This is a genomic window from Candidatus Syntrophosphaera thermopropionivorans (assembly GCF_004353895.1).
GTDB lineage: Bacteria > Cloacimonadota > Cloacimonadia > Cloacimonadales > Cloacimonadaceae > Syntrophosphaera > Syntrophosphaera thermopropionivorans.
The window spans coordinates 61,921-88,290 of the sequence record NZ_SMOG01000003.1 but is presented as its reverse complement, the minus strand read 5'-3'; the positions used below and the strand labels follow the sequence as shown (position 1 = coordinate 88,290).

The following is a 26,370-nucleotide window of genomic DNA, read 5'->3' as shown; positions in this document are numbered from 1 at the left end:
TAAAAGTTCATTGAATGTAAACTTTAACTTTTGCCTTCTTAACCTTAGATGCCATCCAATTATTAAACCAATCTGGAGGCAGGTTATTCTTGTATACCTGTATAATCTGGTCTTGGGAGATTTTTTTCTTCTTATCTATCTTAACTGAAATTACTTCAGGTAATACAATCTTTTCATCTATGATAAAGGCTTTAGGTTTCTCCTTTTTAAAATAACAGCGAAGGGTCTGATAATAGATATTTGCAGCATCATTGTCAAGTAAGGGGGTATTGATAGTCATATTTTCAATGTAAATAGTGGGAGCATCAGAAGGTATAGTAGATTGTCCTGAGTTAATTTTATCTGCCAGTTGCAAGGCTAATTCAGCTCTTTTCTGTTCTTCCAGCTTTTTCTTAATTTGTGGTCTCACTTCATCCAGGGATTGATATGAATAAAGTGAAGATTCCAGCAATTCTACCACGACCCAGACCTTTTTCTTGGGAGAATAGATGGGGTCAAAGACATATCTATCGGAATAGTTGGGTATTAAATTCAAGATATTATTTACCACCTGAGAATCTCCAAACCAATCATAATCAGGGGAAATAATGCCTGTCTTTTGATAATCAAGGTTCATCTCATCGCAGGCAATAGATAGATTTTCTTTACGGGCAAGTTTTACAACCTGTTGAGCAGTTGGAAGAACCACATCTATACTGGACTGAGATGGAATATAAGGTATTCTTAGGACATTATAACTACACATACTTTTGGTTCGGCTTTCTAATTGATAGATATTGAGTCCTTCTTTATCTGCTATAGGAAGACTGAATTCTCCTTCTTTTAGCTGGCTTAATATCGTATAAATTGAAGGTTCAAGTTCACTTTCTCTCACATAATCCATACTGATGAAACTTAGATGAGGAGCAATGGGTAACTCACTTTCTAATATGTCCTGAACAGTTTTTCCTCGCATTAATTCATTGTATATAGAATCAGCTATAGCATTGGTCAATCTAATATCTGTCTTAGAGGGAACCACGCTAATCGTGGTATAGGCAAGATTAATATAAGGCTTTAGTTTGAAATCAGAAAGATGTTTCTGATAGTATATCTGAATTTCTTCTTCAGTGATATAAGGATTTATGCTCTCAGTATCTAAAATCGTCCATTTAATATTTGCACTGCTCTGAAGAATTTTTGAGATAAGTTTCTTTTCTGATGAAGTTAGAAGTTCATCTCGGATAATATAGTCTTGTAGTATAAGATTGGGTATTAGATAATTCTGATACCGGTCTCTATAGGGTTTAAGGTTATAGGGTGTATCATAAAGAAGAGATTGAACATATATTTTTTGGTCAAATTTGCCATCACTCATAAAAAGTGGAGATTTCTTAAGTGTTTCAGGTGGATTACTCTTTAAATACTCTATGGTCTCTTCAGTTGTTACTTTAATATTGTATTTTTTATAGTAGTCCTTGAGGATTACATACATAGTTTTTTCTTCCCAGGTCTGTTGTCTAATCAATTCTTTTTCTCTACTATCAGGAGCACGGTTATTTTCATACTGGAAATTATAATAATTTAAGAGTAGTTCCTGAATAAATTCATCATAGCGGATAGGTGTTCCATTTATTACACCAGCTAATTCAGGATTATTTTGTGCACCATTAATAGAAATGGCGAACAAAGCGAAAACAATGAGGGGGATAATTTTCAAAAGATGCTTTTTCATAACTTATCCTGTAATTCTTTTAATTTTTGCCAAGCTTGGATGGGGGTTAGAGAATCCAGATCCAGGTCTTTAATCTCATTTATAATATGGTCAAGCTCATCCGCTTTTTCTGCCAGAACCTCAAATAATTCCATCTGAGGTGAAGTTTCTTGAAGCTTTTTGCGTAAAGATGATGCCAGTCCCTGAGGTGATATTTCATGTTCTTCCAAATTCTTCAGGATTTCTTTAGCTCTACGAATAACTCTTTCCGGTATTCCTGCTAAACGTGCAACCTGAATACCATAACTTTGATCAGCACCGCCTCTTTCAATCTTTCTCAAAAATATTATCTGCTCATTATACTCACGGACGGCAATATTGTAATTGCGTATATCGGGATAGATACTTTCCAGTTCAGTTAGTTCATGGTAATGAGTAGCAAAAAGAGTTAGGGAATGTTTATATTTTTCTATGTATTCAATAATAGCCCAGGCTAAACTTAACCCATCAAATGTAGAGGTGCCTCTTCCTATTTCATCCAATAAGATAAGAGAGTCCGGTGTGGCAGTATTTAAAATATTCGCTGTTTCAATCATTTCTACCAGAAATGTGCTCTGTCCTTGAGCTAAATTATCGGAAGCTCCCACTCTGGTAAATACCCTATCAAATATAGGCATCTGGAGTTGTTTTGCCGGAACAAAACTTCCCATTTGTGCCATAATTACCAGTAATCCAACTTGGCGCAGATAGGTTGATTTTCCCGCCATATTAGGTCCAGTAATTATAGCGATAGTAGTCTGAGGATAATCCAGTTCCGTGTCGTTAGGAATAAAATCAGTATCGGTGAGTAGCTTTTCTATTACGGGATGTCTACCTTCAACAATTTTCAGAGTTCTTTGCTCAGTAAATTCAGGGCAACAATAACCATTTTGCCAGGCTAACCAGGCAAGACAGCTTTGCACATCTATTAAGGCAATAGTCTCACTTAAGCTTTGTAATTTGTCCAGATAACCTGCAAGCTGTTGACGTAATTGTTTAAATAGTTCATATTCCAGATTTTTTACTTTTTCTTCAGAACTGAGTACTTTGGCTTCAAATTCTTTCAGACGAGGGGATATATAGCGTTCAGAATTGACCAGAGTTTGTTTGGGAATATAGTAATCTGGCACTTTGCTTTTCTGGGAAGAAGTAACTTCAATATAGTAACCAAAGACTTTATTATAACCGACTTTTAGATTGGAGATTCCTGTTTTATTACGTTCATCTTCTTCCAATCTTGCAATCCAGGATTTTCCATCATGAATGATTTCCAGTAATTCATCTAAATCTGGATTATAGCCCTGATTGAAGATTCCACCTTCAGTTATGGTGATAGGAGGTTGAGGACGAATAGCTTTACTGATTATTTCAATTATTTCCTCAAATCCTTCCAGAGCAGGAATAAAATTATCCAGAAGAGGATGATTGAATGCTATTAGCTTTTTTTTGAGGTCGGCAACGGTTAATAAATAGGAATTGAGAGCAAGTAGCTCTCTTGGGTTAATACGCAGAGCACCAAGTTTGGATACTAAACGTGAAATATCACCGATATTATGTAGTATAGTTCTTACATCTTTCAAGTAGGCAGTATTATTCAAAAAAGCTTTAATTAAATCCTGTCTTTTTATAATTTGTTCCTTATCCAGCAAGGGATGAAGTAGCCAATTTTGTAATAAACGAGAGCCCATTGGTGTTTGAGTCTGATCAAGAACATAGAGTAAACTTCCATGTCTATCATTGTATCTTAAAGAATGGGTCAATTCCAGATTCCTGCGGGTGATTTCATCCAGCAGCATAAAGTTATCCAGGGAATAGAAACGAAGTGAGCTTATATGAGATAAGGGATCCGAGGTTAGAGATTGAATGTAGGCAAGAGCAGCTCCAGCAGCAGTAACTCCCATATTTTTTCCCAGTGCACCGAAAGCTTCCAGCGAATGAACCTGAAAATGTTTCTTTAAGACATTGGCTGCTTCGGAAGGTCTGAACTGCCAGTTATCAAAGATAGTGATAGTTGGTTCATATTCCAGATTTAAATTTTTGATAAAAGCTTCTGAGTCCGAACCATTAACAATTATTTCACTGGGTTTCAATTTTAGCAATTCATTAGCCAGCTCATTCTTGCTTAATTCTGTAAAGATGAATTCTCCCGTAGAAAGGTCTAAACTGGCTAAACCTATTTTACGATTTTCATCTTCATAGTAGATAGCGGAAAGAAAGTTATTTGCTGTACCACCAAGTAAGTTATGGTCTAAAACCGTTCCAGGAGTAATTATCTCTACAACTTCTCGTTTCACCAATCCTTTTGCCTGTTTAGGGTCTTCCATCTGTTCACAGATAGCCACTTTAATTCCTGCTTTAATCAGTTTATCCAAGTAGTTATCCAAAGCATGATAAGGAAAACCAGCCAGCGGAACAGGATGTTCATCACTTTTATCTCGTGAAGTGAGAGTAATATTTAATATTTTTGATGCAGTATAAGCATCTTCAAAAAAAGTCTCATAGAAATCACCCATCCGGAAAAGGATAAGTTTATCCGGATGTTCATTCTTTATCTTTTGATATTGAACAATCATTGGGGTGAGTTTAGTCTTAGAGGGGGAAGGAGACTGCATCTTTATTAGTATCTGGTGATAAAACTATCCACAGATTTTTGAGCCAGAATACTTTTTAAAGTTTCTGCTTCCGTTATGGAAGAATAAGGACCGCTGGCAACAACCCAGGGAGTATTCTTCTTATTCTTATCCTCAAAATATATAGCAGAGATATTGAGACCACGAATTTCTTCTGTTCTTTTACGAGCGTTGGCTTCAGAACTAAAACAACCTATCTGAACATAATAACCTGTTTCAGGTCTATTTTCCAGTTTAAGTGGCAAATCCTGTATTATTGAAGCCGCTGGAGGAATTGTTATTTCTGGTTGGATTAGTCCTGGAATATCCAGAGTTGTATAAGGATAAAGGAAAGATAGATCTAAGGATGGATTATAACGATTACGAAGCTCAAATAGTTTGTCTTCTGCCATAAATGCCAGAGGTGAATTATGATTCAATTCAAAGGCTTTTTTATAGTTTTGATAGGCATCGGCTACATTTCCCAAAAGTTGATAACAATACCCTAATTGATAATAGAAATATTGCTCATTTTTAGGATAGCCTTCTATCTTTTTTAACTTTTCCAGGGTAGTGATTGCACTTTGATATTTACCCTGTTTTCTATATGCATTTGCAATTATGTAGTAAGTATTTTCCAAATATTTATTATCTGATGTCATTCTAAGGTAATTTTCACTATAGGATATTGCCTTATCGTAATTACTCTTTGAATCAGCACAATATGCTAACCAATAGAATTTTTCTATGAGTTGAACATTGGTAATTTTATGTAAAAGTTCTTCAGCTTGATTTATTTCTCTTTTCAGAATGTGATATTTAGCCAGTTCCAGTATGCTCATCTGTCCATAATAGGTTTTGGGATATAAATTTGCTGCTTGTTGTAGTGAGGAGATGGTTTCATTCTCTGTCTTTTTCAGCATTGCTGAAAGATATAGTTGTAGTGCCCTATCTTCATCATTATTAGCTTTGGCAGTGGGGAGTAGAGAAGATATTCCAGCAATATCACCTTGCTGAAACTTATTTTCCAGAATCTGGAAATCTTTGCTTAATCCTGCTGAGTATCCCATTAAGGGCAAAGCAATTAGTAAGGCAGTTAGTAGAAATACCCTTAGTTTATAGGGCATAGAACATCACAATTATCTATTTTAATTGCTCATAGAGTTCAATAGTTCTGCATTGGTACTGGTGGCTTGCATCTTCTTACGTAAAGTTTCAATCGCTTGGACAGGACTTAATGTCTTTAAATATTGACGCAGCACATACATCCGATTCAATTCATTTTTAGTTAGGAGCAGTTCTTCTCTTCTGGTTCCACTTTTTACCAAATCAATAGCAGGATAAAGTCGCATATCAGAAATAGTTCTATCCAGCACCAGTTCCATATTACCTGTACCTTTAAACTCTTCAAAGATAACCTGGTCCATTTTGGAACCAGTATCTATTAGTGCAGTGGCAATTATAGTCAAAGAACCAGCTTCTTCTGTATTTCTGGCTGCACCGAAGAATTTTTTTGGTTTTATCAATCCATTAGCATCAATTCCACCACTAAGAACTTTTCCGCTGGAGGGAGTTATGTTATTATAAGCACGAGCCAGACGAGTGATACTATCTAATACTATAACAACATCCTGACCCAATTCAATCATTCTTTTAGCTTTTTCCAGAACCATTTCACTTACTGCAGCATGGTTTTTGGGTGATTCATCAAAGGTAGAGCTTATCACTTCACGATTTCCTGGTTTAAGAATCTTTTTCATTTCAGTAACTTCTTCAGGACGTTCATCAACCAATAACACAATTAAATGAACCTCGGGATGATTGGTCAAAATAGCATTAGCAGTATTTTGTAATAAAGTGGTCTTTCCTGTACGAGGTGCAGCGACAATTAAGCCCCTTTGTCCTTTTCCAATAGGAGTAAAAAGATTTATGATACGAGTTGAATAGTTATGTGGGTCAAATTCCAGGTTCAAGCGTTCAGTTGGATAGTAGGGGGTAAGTTCGTCCCAGGAACGTAGATTTTGGACAGAATCAGGGGACATACCATTTACTGCTTCAACTCTTAGAAGTGCATAATATTTTTCACCTTCCTTGGGGGAACGAACTGGTCCGGAAACCATATGACCTGTTTTCAAACCAAATCTTCGTATCTGAGTCTGAGACACATAGACATCATCTTTACCTTGAAGATAGTTGTTTTCTGGGAAACGCAGAAAACCAAAGCCATCATCAGTTATCTCTAAACATCCGGTAACAAAAGCAAGACCTTCCTGTGCTGCTTGAAATTCTAATATTTTAAACACCAGGTCTTTACCTTTTAATTGACTGTAACCAGGAATTTCTAATTTTTTAGCTAAACGTGTAAGTTGTAATTGCGACATTTCAAATAGATTTTCTTCTATAGGCATTTATTTCTCCTTGTGATTTTCTTTTTTATTGCTAAGGGGTTTTTTCCCCATTATAAGTAGTTTACTTGCAGAGGCACATCCTATCCTATTGATACGATCTAATAAGGAATTTCCTTCAGCTATAAGCTCTTCATTGTCTTCTAAGGATTCCAAACGTTTAAAGGATTCCTGACAGGTTTTCTTTAAAGATTCGCAATTTTTGGTATCTTTAGGATTGTCTACAGGGTAGTAAAAATCATCAATAATCAATTCATCCAATCCAAGTTTGTTCACTAAAGAAAGAATCTCTTCCCGGGGATAAATATTATTATGAAATACACCCATCTTACGATCAATTGCTGCTAACCAGTTATGAAGCATAATATGAGTTTTTTGTGCTTCAGTTTGGTCTCCATCACTATACATTTCTATCACTAATAAAGAACCACCTGGTTTTAATACACGCATCATTTCAGAAAATACTGCTTCCAGATTGTCAAGGTGATGCAAGGAATCTGCGATAGTTACCAGATCAAAACTATTGTCATCCAAACGTAATGCTCCCAGATTCATCTGATATATTTCTATATCATTTTCGGGGAAAAGCTTTTGGGCACGGTCAACATTTTTGTCCGATGCATCTACACCTATTATCTTAACATAAGATTTTAGATTGTCTCTTAATATGTTAATGAAGTCACCTCTTCCTGTAGCTACATCCAAAACATAAGCAGCTTCCAGGGTGTTAAGTATACTGAATGGGTCTCTCATAATGGATATTCCTCACTTCCTATAGTGATGGGATGATTGATTATCTCGCTTTATCTATTTTTGCTGGTCCTTACAGCGCTCTATATTTACTATTACTACCTTTTTATATGTATACTTTTTAGTCAAGCTTTTCCTTCTATTTTTGTTCTTATTATTGACTGCAATTCAAAATTATAACAGAAAAAATAAGTTCCAGACTTCTTTATGCACAAACAGATTTATTTCTAATAAATTAAAAGTCCATCCTCTTAGGAAAATATCCAATACTTGTTGCCCTTAGATTCATTTATTATTATAAAATCCAGCTTTGGTTTTTGTGTGGATTTTTCTTCTTTGTTTACAGATGGATACTTTATCTTTTATAAAAGTATAACTTATGACCGATTTCGGACATGAGCTGGACATAAGCTGGACATAAGCTGGACATAAGGTGGTTATCTTTTTAGAGGTAAGATACAAGATAAGCAAAATTATTAATATATGAACAGGAACATTGTTTTCAATAATAAATAATGAACTGGAAAGATTATCTATTATCTCATAATATTATGATAATCAATAAATTAATCTAACTATTTGTCTATTTTCATTATCTCTGTATACTATTTATCTTAGATTTTTAGAGAAGAGGAAAATAAGATATATGAGAAAAACTTGACATTAGTAGTGTATGCTAATTTCTTTAACACTAATAAAAAAGTATGGTAAAAGGATACTAATGATAAAAGTCCAGTCTTTGGTAAAGGAATTCATACAAAAGGATGGAACGAGTTTTCGTGCTGTAGATGAGGTCACATTTGATGCCTCAAATAATGAGATAGTCTGTCTTTTAGGAGTTAATGGAGCGGGCAAAACTACTACTATGCGCATACTTTCTACCATATTTAAACCTGATTCAGGAAAAGCTGAAGTTGAAGGATATGATGTTGTAACTGAAGCAGATAAAGTTAGAGAAAATTTAGGTTTTCTCTCTGGTGATACTGGTTTATATCAAAGGTTAACTCCCCGGGAATTTATCACTTATTTTGGTAGACTCTATGGAGTTCCTGAAGGAATGATAGAACATAGAATCAGAGAGATGTCTGAGATTCTGGATATGAATGAATTTCTGGATAAAAAGATAGAATTTCTTTCCAGTGGTATGAAACAAAAGGTTTCCATTGCACGTTCTATTATCCATAATCCACCGGTGATGATATTTGATGAACCCACAGCAGGATTGGATATTCTAACTTCCAGAAATATAGTTTCATTCATCAGAGATTGTAGGAATCAGGGTAAATGTGTTCTTTTTTCCACGCACATAATGCGCGAAGCCGAAAGATTAGCTGATAGAATTGTAATGATACATAAGGGCAGAGTTCTAAAACAGGGTTCATTAGTAGAAATGAGGGAAGAGACTAATCTTTCTGACCTTGATGATATCTTTATCTATTACATCAATCAAGCTAATGGAGAATTGAAGGTAGCTGCGAATGAATTTTAAAAAAGCGATTGTCATATATAAAAAAGAAATGCTGGAACTGTTTAGAGATAAACGCACCCTGTTTACCACTATAATTTTACCAGTAATTCTCTATCCCTTGCTTTTTGTTGGTTTCAGTGCGATTATGAGTCGTCAAGTTGATGTTCTGGAAAAGAGAGGTGCTACTATAGCTTTTCAGGATAGCCTATCTTTTCGTACTCCTGAAACTTTAGCAATCAGGGATTCAATCTATGAAGACTTGAAGAAAATAGAAAATTTCAGCATTATTCCTGCACCACCAGCGATGGAAAAGCTTTATCAAGAAGGTGAAATTGATGCTATTGTGACCGTTAAAGATTCCCTGAATGTCTTGCAAGAGCCTGTCTTAATAGTATCTATTCGCTATGATGGCTCTGGAGAAAAAGGTATGATGGTCTATCATAAACTGGAAAATAGATTATTGGAGACCTCACAAAAGATTACTGCTCAAAGATTAGAAGCTTTGCATATAGACCAGCAGACCCTTAAACCTCTGGAAATTAAACCGATAGATACATCCACTGCTGAGAAAAAGATGGGAAGTGTTCTGGGAGCTATGCTTCCCTACTTAATGATACTTCTTCTAATAACTGGTGCTTCTGTGGTGGCAGCAGACCTCGTTGCAGGAGAAAAAGAACGACAAACTCTGGAGACTTTGCTGGTCTCTTCTGTTTCTCGTGGGGAAATTGTTCTGGGGAAATATCTCACTATTGTTACTATGGCAATGGTTAATGTTGTAATCAATCTGGTTAGTATAAGTTTTTCCATTCAATATATGCTTTCTCAAACAGGATTGGATTTGGAGGGTATTCAAATGCCAATCAATTCCTTTTTGATTTTACTTCTGGCAATGATACCTCTGGCAACGCTCTTTGCTGCTATTTTACTCTCTATTTCCACCTTTTCTCGCAATATGAAAGAAGCAAGAACCTATGAGCAACCTATAATGATAATAGCAATGCTTTTGGGAATGGTTAGCTTTCTTCCAACGATAGAAATAAATAATGTTCTGGCTTTGGCTCCGATAATAAACATAGCTTTACTCTTCAAAGCTGTATTAATTGGGAATTATCAACTTTCACACCTGCTTTTGACTATTGGTTCAACTCTCGTTCTGGATGTGATTGCCATCTGGATAACGGTGAAATTATTCAATACTGAATCAGTTCTCTTCCGCACACAGGAAGAAGGTGGTAAAATTAAAATAAAGAATAAACGCACCTTCTTCTCTCCATTTTATGGGATAGTGTATTTCTGCCTTGCGCTGGTAGCTCTCTATTATCTTGGAGGAAAATGGCAAACAGCAGATTTAGTCAATGGGTTGATACAATCCGAACTGATTTTAATCTTATTTCCAGTTTTAATAGTTCTACGACTGGGAAAATACAAACCTGCTGAAATATTGCGACTTAACCCACCTAAAGCTAAGGAACTAGCAATAATTCCTTTCATTGCTATATCTGCTTCCACGATAGTGAGCATTATTGCTCAAGTGATAAATCATATCTTTCCCTTCCCACAAGAATATATTGAAGCTATGTCTCGTATCTTTACGCAGGATATCTCATTCTGGGAATTGTTTATAGTAATAGCACTGATTCCTGGAATATGTGAAGAGATACTTTTTCGTGGCTTTCTGATGCGTTTCTTTGAGCAAAAGCATTTTTGGTATCCTATAATCACTACAGCTATTCTTTTTGCTGTTTTTCATTTAGACCCTTTCCGCTTTCTCCCGGTGCTGCTTTTAGGAATCCTCTTGGGATATTTAGCTATGCGGACAGGTTCTATCGTAAATAGTATGTTCTTTCATATAATCAATAACACTCTGGCAGTAGTGATTACTACCTTTGGTGAACAGAATTGGATGAAGATTTTTATTCAGGATGGTGAAAACTTAAAATACTGGGTTATTCTTCCAGCCATCTTTATATTTATTATATCAATGAAGGTATTTAATAAAATAACCGTCTCAAAGGAGGTTCAATTATGAGCAATATTGTTGGGTATATTGGACAAAGGAATGCTTTGCCCATAGTTATTGAAGCTTTAAAACGTCTGGAATATCTTGGATGTGATAGTGCTGGTTGTGCCATTATTCATAATAACAAACTTCAAATTTACAAGAAACAGGGTAAGATTGTAGACCTGGAACGCTCTTTACCCGAGCCAAATCAATGTTCTGGTAATGTTGCTATAGCTCACACCAGATGGGCAACTCATGGAGAACCCAGTGAAGTTAATGCTCATCCTCAAATTGATTGTCACGGCAAAATAGCGATTGTGCATAATGGAATCATTGAAAATTATAATCCTTTAAAAAAGCAACTGATAGAACTGGGACACACTTTCCGTAGTGAGACTGATACAGAAGTTATAGCGCATCTGATTGAGCAATATAGAAAATCGGAACCTACTCTGGAAGATGCCATTAGAGCTGCTTTATCCAAAGTTGAAGGCACCTATGGACTTGTAATTTTATGTGAAGATGAACCAGATAAAATACTGGCAATCCGAAAGGGCTCTCCTCTCATTGTTGGAATAGGAGAAAACGAACATTTTATATCCAGTGATGTTTCTGCCATTGTAATTCACACCAAAAGAGTTTTTTATCTTCAAGATGATGAATTATGCATTCTGCAAAAAGATCATTTTGATATCACCAATGGTCTTAGAGAAAAGATTGAACCGGAAGTTTCTACTGTTGATTGGGATATTTCAGCCATTGATAAGGGACCTTATAAGCACTTTATGCTTAAAGAAATCTTTGAACAACCAACGACGGTGGAAAATGCTTTCCGTGGAAGAATTGATGAAACCAGTGGTAATGCCAGATTAGGTGGATTAAAGCTTACACCTAAAGATATAAGCAAAATTGAACAAATTCATCTGGTTGGGTGTGGAACTTCCTATCATGCTGCTCTTATAGGGAAGTATATGATAGAAGATTTAGCGAGAATTCCTGTACAGGTGGAATATGCTTCTGAATATCGCTATCGCAATCCTATTATTCAGGAGCATACTTTGATATTCGTTATAAGTCAATCAGGAGAAACAGCAGATACTCTTGCTGCCTTAAGAGAAGCACAATCCAAAGGAGCTAAGGTCTTTGGTATCACCAATGTGGTGGGTAGTTCCGTAGCCCGAGAAAGTAATGGAGGTTCGTATATCCATGCTGGAAGTGAAATTGGAGTTGCTTCCACAAAAGCCTTTACTTCTCAGGTTACTATTCTCTTCTTACTGGCAATTTTACTTGGAAGACAGAGAAATCTTTCCTCTCTTCAAGGTATGGAATACATCCGTGAATTACAAACCATCCCTTCTAAAATTGATAGTATCCTAAAGCAAAGTGAATATATCCGTCAGATTGCAGAAACTATCAAGGATGCACGCAATGCTATGTATCTGGGTAGAGGTATAAATTATCCTGTAGCACTGGAAGGAGCCTTGAAACTTAAAGAAATATCCTATATTCATGCAGAAGGTTATGCAGCGGCAGAAATGAAACACGGACCTATCGCTCTGGTTGATGAAGAAATGCCCGTTGTTGCTATTGCAACTAATGACCCTTTATATGATAAGATTCATAATAATTTGGAAGAAGTGCATTCTCGTAAAGCTCGCTTAATTACTATAACCAACGAAGGAAATAAAGATTTAGAAAAGATTTCCGAAAGTGTTATTTATCTGCCTTCAACTTTACAGGATTTACAACCTCTGCTTACTGTGATACCACTACAATTATTAGCTTATTATGTAGCAGATTTAAAAGGAGTGGATGTAGACCAGCCGCGTAATCTGGCAAAAAGTGTGACAGTAGAGTAAAGTTATAATATTCCAGCTTCTATAAGGTCATGCATATGTAGCATTCCGACCAGAGAATTAGTATTATCTACAATAGGTAGCATAGTAATCTTATGGTCTTCCATCAGTTTTAATGCTTCTGCAGCAAGCTGATCTGGATAACCACACTTAGGATTTGGAGTCATACACTCTTTAACTTTATGTTGCAGTAAGTTATCCTGTTTTTGCTGAATTTGACGACGAAGGTCACCATCAGTGATAATGCCAGTTAAATGCTTATCTTTATCAACAACAGCTACGCATCCAAGTTTTTTGGAGGTCATTTCCAGTATGGCATCACTCATAGCGGCTTCTTCTCCAATTAGAGGTAATTCATCTCCGGTATGCATAAGTTCATCAACTTTGATAAGCAATTTTCTTCCGATATTGCCTCCAGGATGAAAGCGCGCAAAATCCTCCAGTGAGAATCCCTTATCCTTAAGTAACAGGATTGCCAGTGCATCTCCTAAGGCAAGTTCTGCGGTAGTGCTTGAAGTAGGCACCATCCCTAAAGCTTCATATTCAGGAGGGATACTGCAATCCAGAACTGCATCCGCGGTCTCTGCTAAAGGTGAATGTGGATTGCCAGTAATGGCAATTAAGGGAATACCAATATATTTAATGTAAGGAATAATAGAAAGTAATTCCTGAGTGTTGCCACTATTGGAAACAGCTATAACCACATCATCAGGCTGCAACATTCCAAGGTCACCATGCACTCCTTCTGCAGCATGTAAAAATATGGAAGTAGTGCCTGTACTGGCAAGAGTAGCAGAAATTTTTCTCGCTATAATTCCAGATTTCCCTATACCGGTAAGCACTACCTTGCCTTTACAATTTCTTAGCAAATTAAACGCTTTATCCACTTCTTCTGGATTAAGCTGTTCAGCTACTTTTTTGATGGCTTCTGCTTCGTGGTTTAATTCCTCACGGATAAGGTCAAGAGTAGACATAATCTATTTTTCCTGAACAAAATAGAGTAAGATTAGAGCTCTTCTCTGAAACGATTGAGAGCTTCATCAAAGGTCATTGCACCCAAATCACCCAATAGATGACGACGCAAAGTTAAGATGTTGTTTTCTAATTCTTTAGCTCCAACAATGCACATATAGGGAATCTTTTTTGTTTCTGCTTCCCGGATTTTATAACCTATCTTTTCATTTCTTGCATCCACTTCACAGCGAATGCCTTTTTGAAGAAATTGTTCCTTTAGTTTATTTGCATAATCCAGTTGGTTATCGGTAATGGGTAGAATTATTAATTGTATAGGTGATAACCATAGAGGTAGATTTCCCGAATGATATTCCAGTAAAGTGGCAAAAAATCGTTCTATAGAACCCAGAATTGCACGATGAATCATAAAAGGACGATGAGGAGCATTATCCGCACCAATATAGGTCATATCAAAGCGGGTAGGTTCATTGAAATCAAACTGGATGGTAGTACATTGCCAGGCTCTTCCAAGAGCATCACGGATTTTTATATCAATCTTAGGACCATAAAAAGCACCACCACCTTCATCTACTTCATATTCCAATCCAAGTTTATCCAGAGATTGGCGCAAGCTTTCCGTTGCAGTACACCAATCAGTAAAATCTCCAACACACTCTTCTGGACGAGTGCTAAGATATATCAAAAACTCTTTAAATCCAAAATGCTTGAGCATATCAAGAGCAAAGACGATGAGTTTTTCTACTTCTTCATTAAGTTGTTCAGGAGTACAAATGATATGAGCATCATCCTGTGTAAATCCACGAACTCTCATCAGACCATGCAAAACACCAGACCTTTCATAACGATAGACAGTTCCCAGTTCCGCAAGACGGATGGGAAGCTCTCTATAACTATGTAGATTAGTGTTGTAAATAGCGATATGGAAAGGACAATTCATTGGTTTAATATAATAATCCTGCCCTTCAATATCCATTGCTGAATACATATTCTCTTTATAAAAACCGAGATGTCCACTGGTTTCCCATAAACTGGCTTTTCCGATATGAGGTGTGTAAACAAATTTATAGCCATTTAGCAGGTGTTGTTCTTTCCAGTAAGACTCAATGAGATGTCTAATCATAGCACCATTGGGATGCCAGAGAACCAAACCAGGTCCGACCTCTTCATTTATAGAAAAAAGGTCCAGGTCCTTTCCTAATTTACGGTGGTCTCTAAGAGCTGCTTGTTTAAGAAATTCCAGGTAATCATCCAGTTCTTTGGCAGTTGGGAAACTGATACCATAGATGCGTTGAAGCATTTTATTTTTTTCATCACCATGCCAGTAAGCACCGGAAGATTTAAGGAGTTTTACGAATTTTATTTTTCCAGTATGAGGTAGATGTGGACCTCTACACAGGTCTATAAAATCACCCTGTCTGTAAACGCTAATGGTATCAGTATCGGGTATATCTTCCAGTAGTTCTAATTTATAACTTTCACCTAATTCACTGAATATTTTTTTAGCTTCTTCTTTGCTTAATTCCTGTCTTGTATAAGGAAGATTTTCTTTACTGAGCATAATCATTCTTTCTTCAATCTGTTGAAGCTCATCATCGGTAAAGGGTTCATCCTTATCAAAATCATAATAGAAGCCCTGTTCTATGGCTGGACCAATTGCCACCTTGACTTGAGGAAATAGCTGCTTAACGGCTTGAGCCATTAAATGAGCGGTGCTATGCCAGTAAACTTCTTTTCCCTCTCTTGTTTTAAAAGTATGGATGGTTAACCGTGCATTATGGTCAATCAGATAATCCAAATCTACGAGTTTCCCATCTACTTCCGCACAAATCGCTTCTTCAGCTAAACGGGGGCTTAAATCTTCTGCTACCTGTATCGCAGTTACAGGATGGTCATATATTTTTTCTGAACCGTCTGGCAAGGTGATTTTTATCTGCATTCCAACTCCTGATTATTACATTATTTAATCCATTAATCACAAAGAAATGTTTTTGTCAAGTATCGGCTTTGTATCTTAGCAATCGCAAGGAATTGAATATCACTAAAATAGTGACACCCACATCTCCTAAAACTGCTTCCCAGAGTCCAGCTATTCCTAAAATCCCCAGAATCATAATTAATACTTTTATTCCCAAAGCAAGAACGATGTTTTGTATTACCATATTGCCTGTTTGGCGCGATATAGTAAATGCTTCTACCAATTGATGAGGACGGTCATTTAATAGGACAATATCAGCACTTTCAATGGATGCTTGATTGCCGATTCCACCCATAGCAATTCCCACATCTGCACGAGCAAGTGCAGGAGCATCATTCAGTCCGTCACCTACAAAGGCGGTTTTTCCCTCATTTTTATTAATTATATCTTCCAGTTTAGCCAGTTTCTCTTCCGGAAGCAGTTCGGCGTAAAACTCGTCTATTCCAAGTTCCTTTGCTACTTTTTCAGCTTTAGGAGCTCTGTCTCCAGAAAGCATCACCGTCTTCTTTATTCCTTGTTTTTTCAGCTTTTCTATTGCCTCTTTCATTCCTGGTTTAACTTCATCGGAAAAGGTTATACAACCGAGATAAAGTCCATTTTTGGCTAAGTGTACTACACTTTGATTAGGTGGATTAATCAAATCCAGAAATCCCATATTAGCAAAGAAATCATCAGACCCTGCCACCAATCTGTCTTGACCATAAATAAGAATTAATCCTTTTCCGGGAAATTCAGAATAGGCTTTAACCTGCTTACTATCAAAACTTCCCTGATAGGCTTTTTTAATTGCCCGAGAAAAGGGATGAGATGAATTGTATTCGCAAAGCCAGAGAACTTCTAATAAAACTTCTGGATTAATATCACCATTCACATATACTTTATCAATTTGCATTTCACCAGTCGTGAGAGTTCCTGTCTTGTCAAAAACTATGGTTCGTACCTGTCTTAATATATCCAGATAACCACTTCCCTTGACTATTATTCCTTTTTTGGCAGCAATACCAATGCTGATAAAAAAAGTTAAAGGAATAGAAATAACCAGAGCACAAGGACAGGAAACAATTAGAAATACCAAAGAACGCTTAAACCAGATTGCAGCTTCGGCACCTAATAAAGTTGGTATAAGGAATACTAAAAATGCTGCTGCTACAACAGCAGGAGTGTAAATTCTGGCAAAGCGGGTAATAAATTTTTCTTGAGGTGATTTGGCTGCTCCTGCATTTTCTATCAAATTCAGGATCCTACTTATCGTGCTCTCAGAGGCAACACTCTTTACCTGAAGTTCTAGCATTCCAGAATTATTTAAAAAACCGGCATAAATCTCGGTTCCCTCACCCACATAAAGAGGTTCGCTTTCTCCAGTTAAAGAAGAGGTGTCCACGGTGCTTTCACCTTTTATAATGGTGCCATCAAGAGGAACTCTTTCACCAGGATAGATGACAATAACATCACCAGTTGATATAGTAGATAAAGGTTTATCCTGAATATCATCTTCCGTTCGTAAATGAGCAATTTCAGTCTTTATATTAAGTTTATTTTTTACCATTTGACGAGAATGTTCCAGTGCTTTATCTTCTAACCATTCGCCAAACTCATAGAAAATCATCACTGCACCAGCTTCAAGATATTCACCTAAAATAAGAGCTCCAATGGTGGCTAAACTCATCAGGAAATGTTCAGTAAATACCTTTTTTTGCGTGAGAGATTTTAACGCTTGTGCCAGAACCCTATATCCTACTAAAAACCAACCCAGTATTCCTAACCAAGGTTGATAAGTTGAAGGAACAAATTCTGTAGCTATGAGCAATCCTACACCTATTCCTAAAAATACCCAGAATAAGGAAGATAGCTTATTGATCATACTAACGGGATGAAGAGTGAAGACCACTCCAGGATCAATGGAAGCAGCAACTTGATAAAGACGGGCTAAAGGGTCATCAACCGCTTTGTGATACCTTATAGAAAGCCTTTTATTCTGATAATCGAGATTAGCACTTTCCACTTCGGGTAACTTCTCTATTCCGGCTTCAATCCTGCTGCCACATTCTGCACAATGCAAATTCTCTATGTCATACTCTTTAGTAGTCATTTTATTAAAACTTCATTAATATGCTTCAGAGCTATTCCAAAAATTTCTTGAACATGACTATCATCCAGAGAATAGTAAGATGTAGTCCCTTCTTTACGACATTTTACCAGACGATGAAGTCTCAAAGTCTGAAGTTGATGTGAAACTGCAGATTGTTGCATTCCCACTAAAGTTGATAGATCAGCCACGCAGAATTCATTACAAGAAAGAAAATACAATATTCTCAGTCTGGTGCTGTCTCCAAAAACCCTGAAGAATTCGCAAAGCTGGTCTATAATGTTCTCTTCAGGAAGACCATCTATGATTTCTGTCAATTTTGTCTTAGATATATTCTTACACTTACACTTAGCTAACATACAATCCTCTAATTAATGAATATATGTTCATTAATTCAGAGACTAAGATTATGTCAATTTTTTTTTGTTCACCTCCTCCTACAATCTGGTGTAGATATGGTAATTATGCATTCTTTACGACAGCATTATAATTTTTGTGCAGTATATAAGAAAAAGAGAGTTCCAATTATAGAATATCATCAAACTGAGAAGGAAATAATGAGTAAGAGGTTACTTCTCCTAATATGTCTTTTACAAAGCATAGGTTTTCTTAGTGCAGATGATTTGTTTGGTGCTTTTAAATTATAACTAAACCCTCAGGTGCAGATGTTTCGCTCTATGATATTGACCTCTATCTTTATAAAACCCCAAGTCCTGTCTATACAGTTATGATGGATGAATATATGGTTTTACAAGAAGTGATTCCAGAGCGGAAAATAAACATTATCATCACTAAGGATGTCTATGTTCTTTTGAAGAAGACCATTTTTGTACCATTTCTTTATATTAAAGAAAAAGAAGCATTGAAACATCCCACTGTCTATTCCTGTTCAGCTAAGAGTTTATCCTAATCCTACCACTAATTTAGTAAATATAGAATTAAAGGGCGCTAAATCCAGCTATAAGGTTAAAGTATATAATCTCAAAAGTGAACTTGTAAAAGAAGATATGGTAGAACCTGATAGTAAATTAAGGTGGAATACTTTGGATAAAAATGGTAAGCAGGTAGCTCAGGGCATTTATCTAATTCAACCTGAAGTTGGAGGAAAGAAGCTTGCTCAAAAAATCTGTGTTATAAAATGGAATGTTAAGATTATAGACCTATCTGTATGAATTAACGGGGGTATGGTTTTAATTTGTATCCCCTAATTTTGTATCCTTGTTTACCATTTCGGAGTGCTTCTTTTCATTCTTTCTTTGACTTTATCAGATAATATGTATTATTATAAGATCTTCTACTTATTAAAAATTGCTGGACAAATAAAGTAGCTAAAAAAGTCTGTATTAAAATTCATCTGGAGGATGAAATGACTTTAACACCTGAGGCCAAAAAGGCTATCATGGCAGAGTTTAGACTCCATGAATCAGACACAGGTTCACCAGAGGTACAGGTTGCGCTTCTAACTCGCAGAATAAATGATATAACCGAGCATTTGAAGCAGCATCCAAAGGATTTCAGCACTCGTCGTGGACTTCTGAAACTGATCGGGCAAAGAAGGCGTTTACTTGATTATTTAAAGAAGAAAGATATTGCTCGTTATAGAGAACTAATCAAGGCGCTAAATCTTAGAAAATAGTAAACTCTCCCTATATTACGAAGTGGGTTCCCGCAATATAGTAATCATTGCGGGCACCTTCTTTCTTGAAATAATCTTATAAGGGAAAATAAAGGCAATAAATTCCGAGGGAGTTTGAGCAATAAGCTGAGAGCAGAATATAAACCGCTTTCTGCCTATTGCTTCTTCTCCCTTGGATATGATAAAGAGGAGAAGTTAATGAATAACTTTAATATTATTAAAAGGGAATTAGAATTTTGTGGTCGTCGGCTTTACATTGAAACGGGCAGGATGGCAAAACAAGCCAACGGTAGCGTCTTCATTAGGTATGGTGACACCTCTATCTTGGTAACAGCTACAATGGGAAAAGAACCGTCTGAAGAGCAAGATTTCTTTCCTTTAACCGTGGATTATGTAGAAAAAATGTATGCCAGTGGAAAAATCCCAGGTGGTTTTTTCAAGCGTGAAGCTAAACCAACTACAGATGCAACTCTTGCTGCTAGATTAATAGATAGGAGTATAAGACCTCTTTTCCCGGATGGATTCCGTAATCCCGTCCATGTAGTGGTTAATGTTTTATCCTATGATGGTGAGAATGAACCTTCTGAAATTGGGGTTTTTGGAGCTTCCTTAGCTTTAATGATTTCCGATATCCCATTTCATGGACCAATTGCTGGCGTAACCGTAGGTTATATTGAGAATCAGTTTATCATAAACCCTTCCCAGAATGAACTAAACAATCTTTCTCAACTTAATTTGGCAGTGGCAGGTTCTGCAACCTCTGTGGTTATGATTGAATCTGCAGCTAAAGAACTGAGTGAAGAAGTGATGCTGGATGCTGTATATGCAGGTCATGAAGAGATTAAAAAACTCTGTGCGTTACAGAATGACTTTGTTGCTGAAGCAGGTAAGGAAAAAATAGAGGTTGTCTTACAAAGTATTCCAGAAGAGATAATGGCAAAGGTAGAAGCTGATTACGGCAGTAGAGTGGCTGAAGCGGCTATGTTATTTGGTAAACAGGAAAGACAGGATGCATTTGATACCACAGAAGCTGAAATGCTGGAAAAATATCAGGCAGAAGCAGAAAATGAAGAAACCTATGCTCAGAACGAAAAATGGTATAAAGCTGCTTATGAAGAGCTGATTAGACGCTATGTACGCGATTCAATCCTCAATAAGCATCATAGAGTTGATGGTAGAAGTTTAGACGATATTCGGGAAGTTACCTGTGAGATTGATGTATTACCGATTGTTCACGGTTCTGCTTTATTTACCCGGGGAGAAACTCAATCTTTAGGAACAGTTACTCTCGGTGGTAGTAGCGATGAGCAAATAGTTGATGGATTGGAAACGGAGTATAAGAAGAGATTCTATCTTCATTACAATTTTCCTCCTTTTAGTGTGGGAGAAGTTGGTAAAATGGGAGCTCCAGGTCGTAGAGAATTGGGTCATGGCAATCTGGCGGAGCGTGCTTTAATAGCAGTTATGCCAGATAAGGAAATTTTTCCCTATACTGTGAGAGTGGTTACCGATACTCTGGAATCAAATGGTTCCTCTTCCCAAGCATCCATCTGTAGTGGTTGTCTGGCTCTAATGGCTGCAGGAGTCCCCATTAAAGCTCCAGTCGCAGGAATTGCCAATGGTTTAATTATGGAAGGAGAAAACTATGTGGTCTTAACCGATATTATGGGATTAGAAGACCACTTAGGAGATATGGATTTCAAATGCGCAGGCACTCGTGATGGTATAACCGCTATGCAGATGGACATTAAGATTGAGGGAATCACCAAAGATATTATGAAAATAGCTCTGGATAAAGCTCATAATGCTCGTTTAAAAATTCTGGATATAATGCAAGAGTGCATAGCGGAACCAAGAAAAGAACTAGCACCTACAGCACCACGTATAGAAGCTTTCCAAGTCCCGGTTGATAAAATTGGCGAAATAATTGGTCCTAATGGAAAGATGATTAAATCTATCATTGAAGCTTGCCACGTGGAAATTAATATAGAAGATGATGGATGGGTGCATATCCTTTCTCCCAATCAGGAATCTATCCGAAAAGCAAAAGAATTGATTAAAAGCATTATTAGGGAACCAGAAATAGGAGAAGAATTTGAAGGACAGGTTACAAGGATTGAACCTTATGGGATCTTTGTAAAGATTCTGGGAGGGACTAAAGAGGGAATGGTACACATATCGCAAATGCATACATCCAGGATTGGTAGTCCAGAAGATATGGTTAAATTAGGTGATATTGTCCATGTTAAAGCTCTCGGAATGGAAAAAGGGAAACTATCCTTAACCATGAAGGGAGTAGATGGTAATCCTGAACCCAACCACAATTCAACCAAGCAGGATAGACCCAATAGACGTGATGACAGGAAAGGAAGTTATCATCCTTCAGGACACAATAATCCAAATTATCGTAAGAGATAAATGATATCGTTCTTCTCTAAACTATAAAGGATTTTATGGAGACTAAAATGGAATATAAAGTAGCAGATATATCACTTGCTGATTTTGGCAGAAGAGAGATAATTTTAGCTGAAGCGGAAATGCCAGGTTTGATGGCTATCAGGTCTAAATATGCTGAAACAAAACCTTTGCAAGGGGCACGAATTACTGGAAGTCTGCATATGACTGTCCAGACAGCTGTATTAATAGAGACTCTGATTGAGCTTGGAGCTCAGGTTCGTTGGGCAAGTTGCAATATATTTTCCACACAGGACCATGCAGCAGCAGCTATAGCAGCAAGAGGTATTCCTGTTTTTGCTTGGAAGGGTGAAACTCTGGAAGATTACTGGCAATGCACCTGGAATGCTTTAACCTGGCAAGATGGAGGTCCCGACCTGATTGTTGATGATGGTGGTGATGCTACTCTTATGGTTCATGAAGGATACAGACTGGAAGAACAATATTATGCTACGGGCAAGCTTCCGGAGATTGATGCAAATTCTTATGAAATGAGGATAGTTCAAGAACTTCTCATTTCCGGTTTGCAATCTGATCCTGAGAAATGGCATCGTATAGTTAAAAGATTGAAGGGAGTGAGTGAAGAAACTACCACCGGAGTTAATAGATTGTATCAGAAACTCGCTAATCAGGAATTGCTATTTCCTGCTATTAATGTCAATGATTCGGTAACAAAATCCAAGTTTGATAATCTTTATGGCTGTAGAGAATCTCTGGCAGATGGAATCAAGCGTGGAACTGATATAATGATTGCAGGGAAAGTGGTAATGGTATGTGGTTATGGTGATGTGGGAAAAGGTTGTGCCAAGTCTATGCGTGGCTTTGGTGCTCGCGTGGTGGTTAGCGAAATAGACCCAATTTGTGCCTTACAAGCTGCTATGGAAGGTTTTGAAGTGAATACAGTGGATTATATGGCGGATTATGCAGATATTTTTGTAACTGCTACCGGAAATTGTGATGTGATTAGAGTAGACCATATTCTCCGAATGAAAGAAGGGGCAATTGTTTGCAATATTGGCCATTTTGACAATGAGATTCAGGTGCAAAAGTTATATGAATTAGAAGGCATCAAGCGCGAAAACATCAAACCTCAAGTGGATAAGATTTATCTGCCTAATGGAAAATATATTATCCTACTTTCAGAAGGCAGATTAGTCAATCTTGGTAATGCTACTGGACATCCTTCCTTTGTTATGAGTTGTTCCTTTACCAATCAAGTCTTAGCGCAGATAGATTTGTGGCAAAATAATTATGAGATTGGAGTTTATACTCTTCCTAAGATACTGGATGAGGAAGTAGCAAGATTACATCTGGATAAATTAGGGGTTGTGCTCACTCATCTAACACGTCAGCAAGCTGAATATATAAATGTCCCCATTTCCGGACCCTATAAGCCTGAGCATTATAGATATTAAGCTTTATGTCCACTCATAAACCAGTTGAGATAGAAGAGCTTTTTGGGAAGATAGAATTAGCACCTGAGAATCATTTCTGGTCAGTGATTCACACTAAACCGAGGTGTGAAAAGAAATTGGCTGAATATGCCCTAAAACATAATATATCCTACTATTTACCGCTCACTGAAAGCAGTCGTATCTATCAAAGAAGAAAAGTGACTTTTACTAAACCTATTTTTCACGGTTATCTCTTTACTATTATTAATTTTTACACGAAAAGAGAACTTCTCTATTCTGGTTATATTGTCTCCTACATAAATGTTCCCTCTCAGAAAGAACTGGTGGATGAACTGAGAAATATATGGTTAACTCGTAATCGTAGGATAGAGATGAGAGAAGCTATGTGGCTTTCAGAAGGACTGATGGTAGAGGTAATAAATGGACCTCTTAAGGGTGTGAGTGGAATAGTTGAAAGTCATAAAAAATTGGAAGAGGTTCATCTTCAAGTGAACATTCTCCATCAAGCGGTCTCGGTTAAAGTTGATCCTCGTGATATTAAAATTATAGGTGATTATGAAATTGTAGAAGAAGAAGAATGAAAAGGAAGATATTAATAACAGGTGGAGCAGGATTTATAGGCTCCAATGTCGCTGATGCCTATCTGGCTGATGGATATGAGGTAGTGGTGGTGGATGACCTTTCATCCGGGTCCTTAGAAAATCTTGATTCACGGGTGAAATTTTATCAGTTAAATATCTGTTCTCCTGCTCTGGAAGAGATATTTGCCAGAGAAAAACCTGATGTCGTAAATCATCATGCTGCCCAGATAAGTGTTCCTTATTCCATTGAAAATCCCATTAATGATGCTGAAATCAATTTAAAAGGATTCTTAAATGTTCTCCAATGTTCTGTAAAGTACGGTGTTAGAAAGGTTATTTTAATTTCTTCCGGTGGAGCTATCTATGGCGAAGCGGAAGAATATCCTGCTTCTGAAAACTGTCCTTTGAATCCTTTATCCATATATGCTATTCATAAATTGACCAGCGAATATTATGTCCGCTTTTATCAATATCAATATAACTTAACCTATACCATACTGCGTTATGCCAATGTGTATGGACCCCGACAGGTAGCACAAAGCGAAGCTGGAGTGGTCTCAATTTTTATAGAAAAACTGCTCCATAACCAAGCTCCTATGCTTTATGCTTATCCTGATGAACCAGAAGGTATGATTAGAGATTATGTATATGTTAAAGATGTGGTTAGAGCTAATGTTGCAGCACTGGATAAAGGAGATAATGATGTCTTCAATATTGGAACAGGACAGGAAACTACCACTTCATTTCTTTATAGAACTATAGCCTGGCAATTAGGTACGGACCTCAGACCAATACCAGGTCCTCCCAGAAAGGGAGATTTACGACGGTCACTTTTAGATTGCTCCAAAGCCTTTAAGGAATTAGGCTGGAGCCCTCTTTATACTCTTGATGCGGGCATTAGAGAAACCATAGAGTTTTTTAAGAATAAGGAGTCTTTGAAATGAATATAGCAATGGTTGGCAGCGGATATGTAGGTTTGGTTAGTGGCACTTGTTTTGCGGAGATGGGAAACAGGGTAATATGCGTTGATAATGATCCGAGAAAGATTGAAATGCTAAAAAATAATATCGTACCTATCTATGAACCTGGATTACAGGAGCTCGTAGAACATAATGCAAGAGACGGAAGGTTGAGCTTTACCACCGATATTGCTGAAGCAGTTCAATCTTCTCAAATTATATTTATTGCCGTAGGAACACCTCCTGATGAAGATGGTTCAGCAGACCTTCAATATGTGTTGGCAGTGGCAAGAGATATTGCACGCTATATGCAGGATTATAAGATAATTGTAGATAAGTCTACCGTTCCTGTAGGCACAGCAGATTTAGTTAGAAAAACGGTTAAGGAAATATTGCAAGATAGAGGTGTAGATATAGATTTTGATGTGGTATCTAATCCTGAGTTTTTAAAAGAAGGTGCAGCCATTGAAGATTTTATGCGCCCAGATAGAATTATTATTGGTGCAGACAATCCTCGTGCGGCAGAAGTTTTACGAGAACTATATCTATCTTTCAATAAGGTTAATGAACGTATCATAATTATGAGCACGCGTTCAGCAGAAATGACCAAATATGCTGCTAATGCTATGCTGGCAACAAAGATATCCTTTATAAATGAGCTTTCTCATTTATGTGAAGCGACTGGGGCAGATATTTCCGAAGTCAGGATTGGTATCGGTTCGGATAGTCGCATTGGTTATAAATTTATATATCCAGGTGTGGGTTATGGTGGTTCCTGTTTTCCCAAGGATGTGAAAGCTCTAATTCATATGTTTCAAGAAAATAATCTGAATCCTCAATTATTAGAAGCGGTAGAAGAGATTAATAAAGAACAGAAAATGGTTCTGGTGGATAAAGTTAAGAGTCATTTTGGAGAAAATCTTCAAGGGCTTACTTTTGCTATCTGGGGTTTATCTTTTAAACCTAAAACTGATGATATGAGAGAAGCTCCTTCTATTACTATTATAAATGCATTAGTGGATGCTGGAGCTAATATTCAAGCTTATGATCCAGCTGCAATGAATGAGGCAAAGCGGATTTTCGGTTCTCAACCCAAGATACACTTTGCCACGGATGAATATGATGCACTTAAAGATGCTGATGCAATGTTGCTTTTAACTGAGTGGCATCAATTCCGTTATCCTGATTTTGAAAAGATTAAAGCAACTCTTCGTCAACCCATTATATTTGACGGTAGAAATCAATACGAGCCCAAGATGATGAAAGAGCTTGGTTTTAAATATTATTCTATAGGTCGTGTGTAATTTTAGGTAGAAAGCGATTGATAACCTCTCAATGATACTCTAAAACATATTAATGAGCTACTTTCATAGTCAGAATCGTTTATATAAAAGCTTTTAACCTTGCACCAAGATAAGAATGTCCTTGACACAGGGCACTTGAACTAATGAGGTGGCTTTTGAAAGA

At 36.9% G+C, this 26,370-nt stretch carries 20 protein-coding genes; 11 read left to right on the top strand and 9 right to left on the bottom strand.

The window, feature by feature from the left end; genetic code table 11:
- Positions 1 to 7: 7 nt before the first annotated feature.
- The 5 genes from E0946_RS02365 to E0946_RS02345 are packed head-to-tail and all read right to left on the bottom strand — an operon-like array spanning position 8 to position 7,499.
- On the bottom strand, positions 8 to 1,714 hold the full coding sequence (locus tag E0946_RS02365) for a peptidylprolyl isomerase (protein ID WP_133200870.1): 1,707 nt from the start codon (positions 1,712 to 1,714) through the stop codon (positions 8 to 10).
- Positions 1,711 to 4,305, bottom strand: a complete 2,595-nt coding sequence (gene mutS / locus E0946_RS02360; protein ID WP_133200869.1) for a DNA mismatch repair protein MutS — start codon at positions 4,303 to 4,305, stop codon at positions 1,711 to 1,713. The genes E0946_RS02365 and mutS overlap by 4 nt, the downstream gene beginning before the upstream one ends.
- Before the next feature lie 44 nt (positions 4,306 to 4,349).
- Complete coding sequence (locus E0946_RS02355) at positions 4,350 to 5,468, bottom strand: SPOR domain-containing protein (RefSeq protein ID WP_133200868.1); 1,119 nt, start codon at positions 5,466 to 5,468, stop codon at positions 4,350 to 4,352.
- Positions 5,469 to 5,489: 21 nt separating this feature from the next.
- The gene (gene rho, locus E0946_RS02350; protein ID WP_133200867.1) at positions 5,490 to 6,749 is read right to left on the bottom strand and encodes a transcription termination factor Rho; all 1,260 of its coding nucleotides are present in this window, start codon (positions 6,747 to 6,749) and stop codon (positions 5,490 to 5,492) included.
- A complete protein-coding gene (locus E0946_RS02345; protein ID WP_133200866.1) occupies positions 6,750 to 7,499 on the bottom strand; it encodes a class I SAM-dependent methyltransferase in 750 nt (249 codons plus the stop codon).
- 718 nt (positions 7,500 to 8,217) lie between these two features.
- On the opposite strand from E0946_RS02345, the gene E0946_RS02340 reads away from it, so the two are divergent.
- From E0946_RS02340 to glmS, 3 genes are read left to right on the top strand one after another with little or no spacing between them, the layout of a single operon-like run.
- On the top strand, positions 8,218 to 8,985 hold the full coding sequence (locus E0946_RS02340; protein WP_133200865.1) for an ABC transporter ATP-binding protein: 768 nt from the start codon (positions 8,218 to 8,220) through the stop codon (positions 8,983 to 8,985).
- On the top strand, positions 8,975 to 10,993 hold the full coding sequence (locus E0946_RS02335; protein ID WP_133200864.1) for an ABC transporter permease subunit/CPBP intramembrane protease: 2,019 nt from the start codon (positions 8,975 to 8,977) through the stop codon (positions 10,991 to 10,993). Before E0946_RS02340 ends, E0946_RS02335 begins: the two co-directional genes overlap by 11 nt.
- The gene (gene glmS / locus E0946_RS02330; protein WP_133200863.1) at positions 10,990 to 12,825 is read left to right on the top strand and encodes a glutamine--fructose-6-phosphate transaminase (isomerizing); all 1,836 of its coding nucleotides are present in this window, start codon (positions 10,990 to 10,992) and stop codon (positions 12,823 to 12,825) included. The genes E0946_RS02335 and glmS overlap by 4 nt, the downstream gene beginning before the upstream one ends.
- A 2-nt stretch (positions 12,826 to 12,827) precedes the next feature.
- Here glmS and E0946_RS02325 read toward each other — a convergent pair whose 3' ends face one another.
- Genes E0946_RS02325 through E0946_RS02310 form a run of 4 tightly spaced genes read right to left on the bottom strand, consistent with a single transcriptional unit; the run spans position 12,828 to position 18,217 of the window.
- Positions 12,828 to 13,796: a KpsF/GutQ family sugar-phosphate isomerase gene (locus E0946_RS02325; protein WP_133200862.1), complete on the bottom strand. Its 969-nt coding sequence runs from the start codon at positions 13,794 to 13,796 to the stop codon at positions 12,828 to 12,830.
- Positions 13,797 to 13,828: 32 nt separating this feature from the next.
- Complete coding sequence (thrS, locus tag E0946_RS02320) at positions 13,829 to 15,733, bottom strand: threonine--tRNA ligase (protein WP_133200861.1); 1,905 nt, start codon at positions 15,731 to 15,733, stop codon at positions 13,829 to 13,831.
- 55 nt (positions 15,734 to 15,788) lie between these two features.
- Complete coding sequence (locus E0946_RS02315) at positions 15,789 to 17,861, bottom strand: heavy metal translocating P-type ATPase (protein WP_133200860.1); 2,073 nt, start codon at positions 17,859 to 17,861, stop codon at positions 15,789 to 15,791.
- On the bottom strand, positions 17,858 to 18,217 hold the full coding sequence (locus E0946_RS02310; protein WP_133200859.1) for an ArsR/SmtB family transcription factor: 360 nt from the start codon (positions 18,215 to 18,217) through the stop codon (positions 17,858 to 17,860). Before E0946_RS02310 ends, E0946_RS02315 begins: the two co-directional genes overlap by 4 nt.
- 368 nt (positions 18,218 to 18,585) lie before the next feature.
- Between E0946_RS02310 and E0946_RS07220 the strand changes: the two genes are divergently transcribed.
- From E0946_RS07220 to E0946_RS02275, 8 genes are all read left to right on the top strand, one after another.
- A complete protein-coding gene (locus tag E0946_RS07220) occupies positions 18,586 to 18,768 on the top strand; it encodes a hypothetical protein (RefSeq protein ID WP_207930812.1) in 183 nt (60 codons plus the stop codon).
- Positions 18,728 to 19,030 (top strand): T9SS type A sorting domain-containing protein, encoded by a 303-nt coding sequence (locus E0946_RS02305; protein ID WP_133200858.1) that lies wholly within the window; start codon positions 18,728 to 18,730, stop codon positions 19,028 to 19,030. The genes E0946_RS07220 and E0946_RS02305 overlap by 41 nt, the downstream gene beginning before the upstream one ends.
- Positions 19,031 to 19,224: 194 nt before the next feature.
- Entirely contained in the window at positions 19,225 to 19,494 is a 270-nt protein-coding gene (rpsO, locus tag E0946_RS02300) for a 30S ribosomal protein S15 (RefSeq protein WP_133200857.1), read from the top strand.
- 198 nt (positions 19,495 to 19,692) lie between these two features.
- Positions 19,693 to 21,912 (top strand): polyribonucleotide nucleotidyltransferase, encoded by a 2,220-nt coding sequence (gene pnp / locus E0946_RS02295; RefSeq protein WP_133200856.1) that lies wholly within the window; start codon positions 19,693 to 19,695, stop codon positions 21,910 to 21,912.
- A gap of 47 nt (positions 21,913 to 21,959) precedes the next feature.
- Complete coding sequence (ahcY, locus tag E0946_RS02290) at positions 21,960 to 23,363, top strand: adenosylhomocysteinase (RefSeq protein WP_133200855.1); 1,404 nt, start codon at positions 21,960 to 21,962, stop codon at positions 23,361 to 23,363.
- A gap of 5 nt (positions 23,364 to 23,368) precedes the next feature.
- Positions 23,369 to 23,944: a transcription termination/antitermination protein NusG gene (gene nusG, locus E0946_RS02285; RefSeq protein ID WP_133200854.1), complete on the top strand. Its 576-nt coding sequence runs from the start codon at positions 23,369 to 23,371 to the stop codon at positions 23,942 to 23,944.
- Entirely contained in the window at positions 23,941 to 24,888 is a 948-nt protein-coding gene (locus E0946_RS02280) for an NAD-dependent epimerase/dehydratase family protein (RefSeq protein ID WP_133200853.1), read from the top strand. The genes nusG and E0946_RS02280 overlap by 4 nt, the downstream gene beginning before the upstream one ends.
- Positions 24,885 to 26,207 (top strand): UDP-glucose dehydrogenase family protein, encoded by a 1,323-nt coding sequence (locus E0946_RS02275; RefSeq protein ID WP_133200852.1) that lies wholly within the window; start codon positions 24,885 to 24,887, stop codon positions 26,205 to 26,207. The genes E0946_RS02280 and E0946_RS02275 overlap by 4 nt, the downstream gene beginning before the upstream one ends.
- Positions 26,208 to 26,370: the final 163 nt, after the last annotated feature.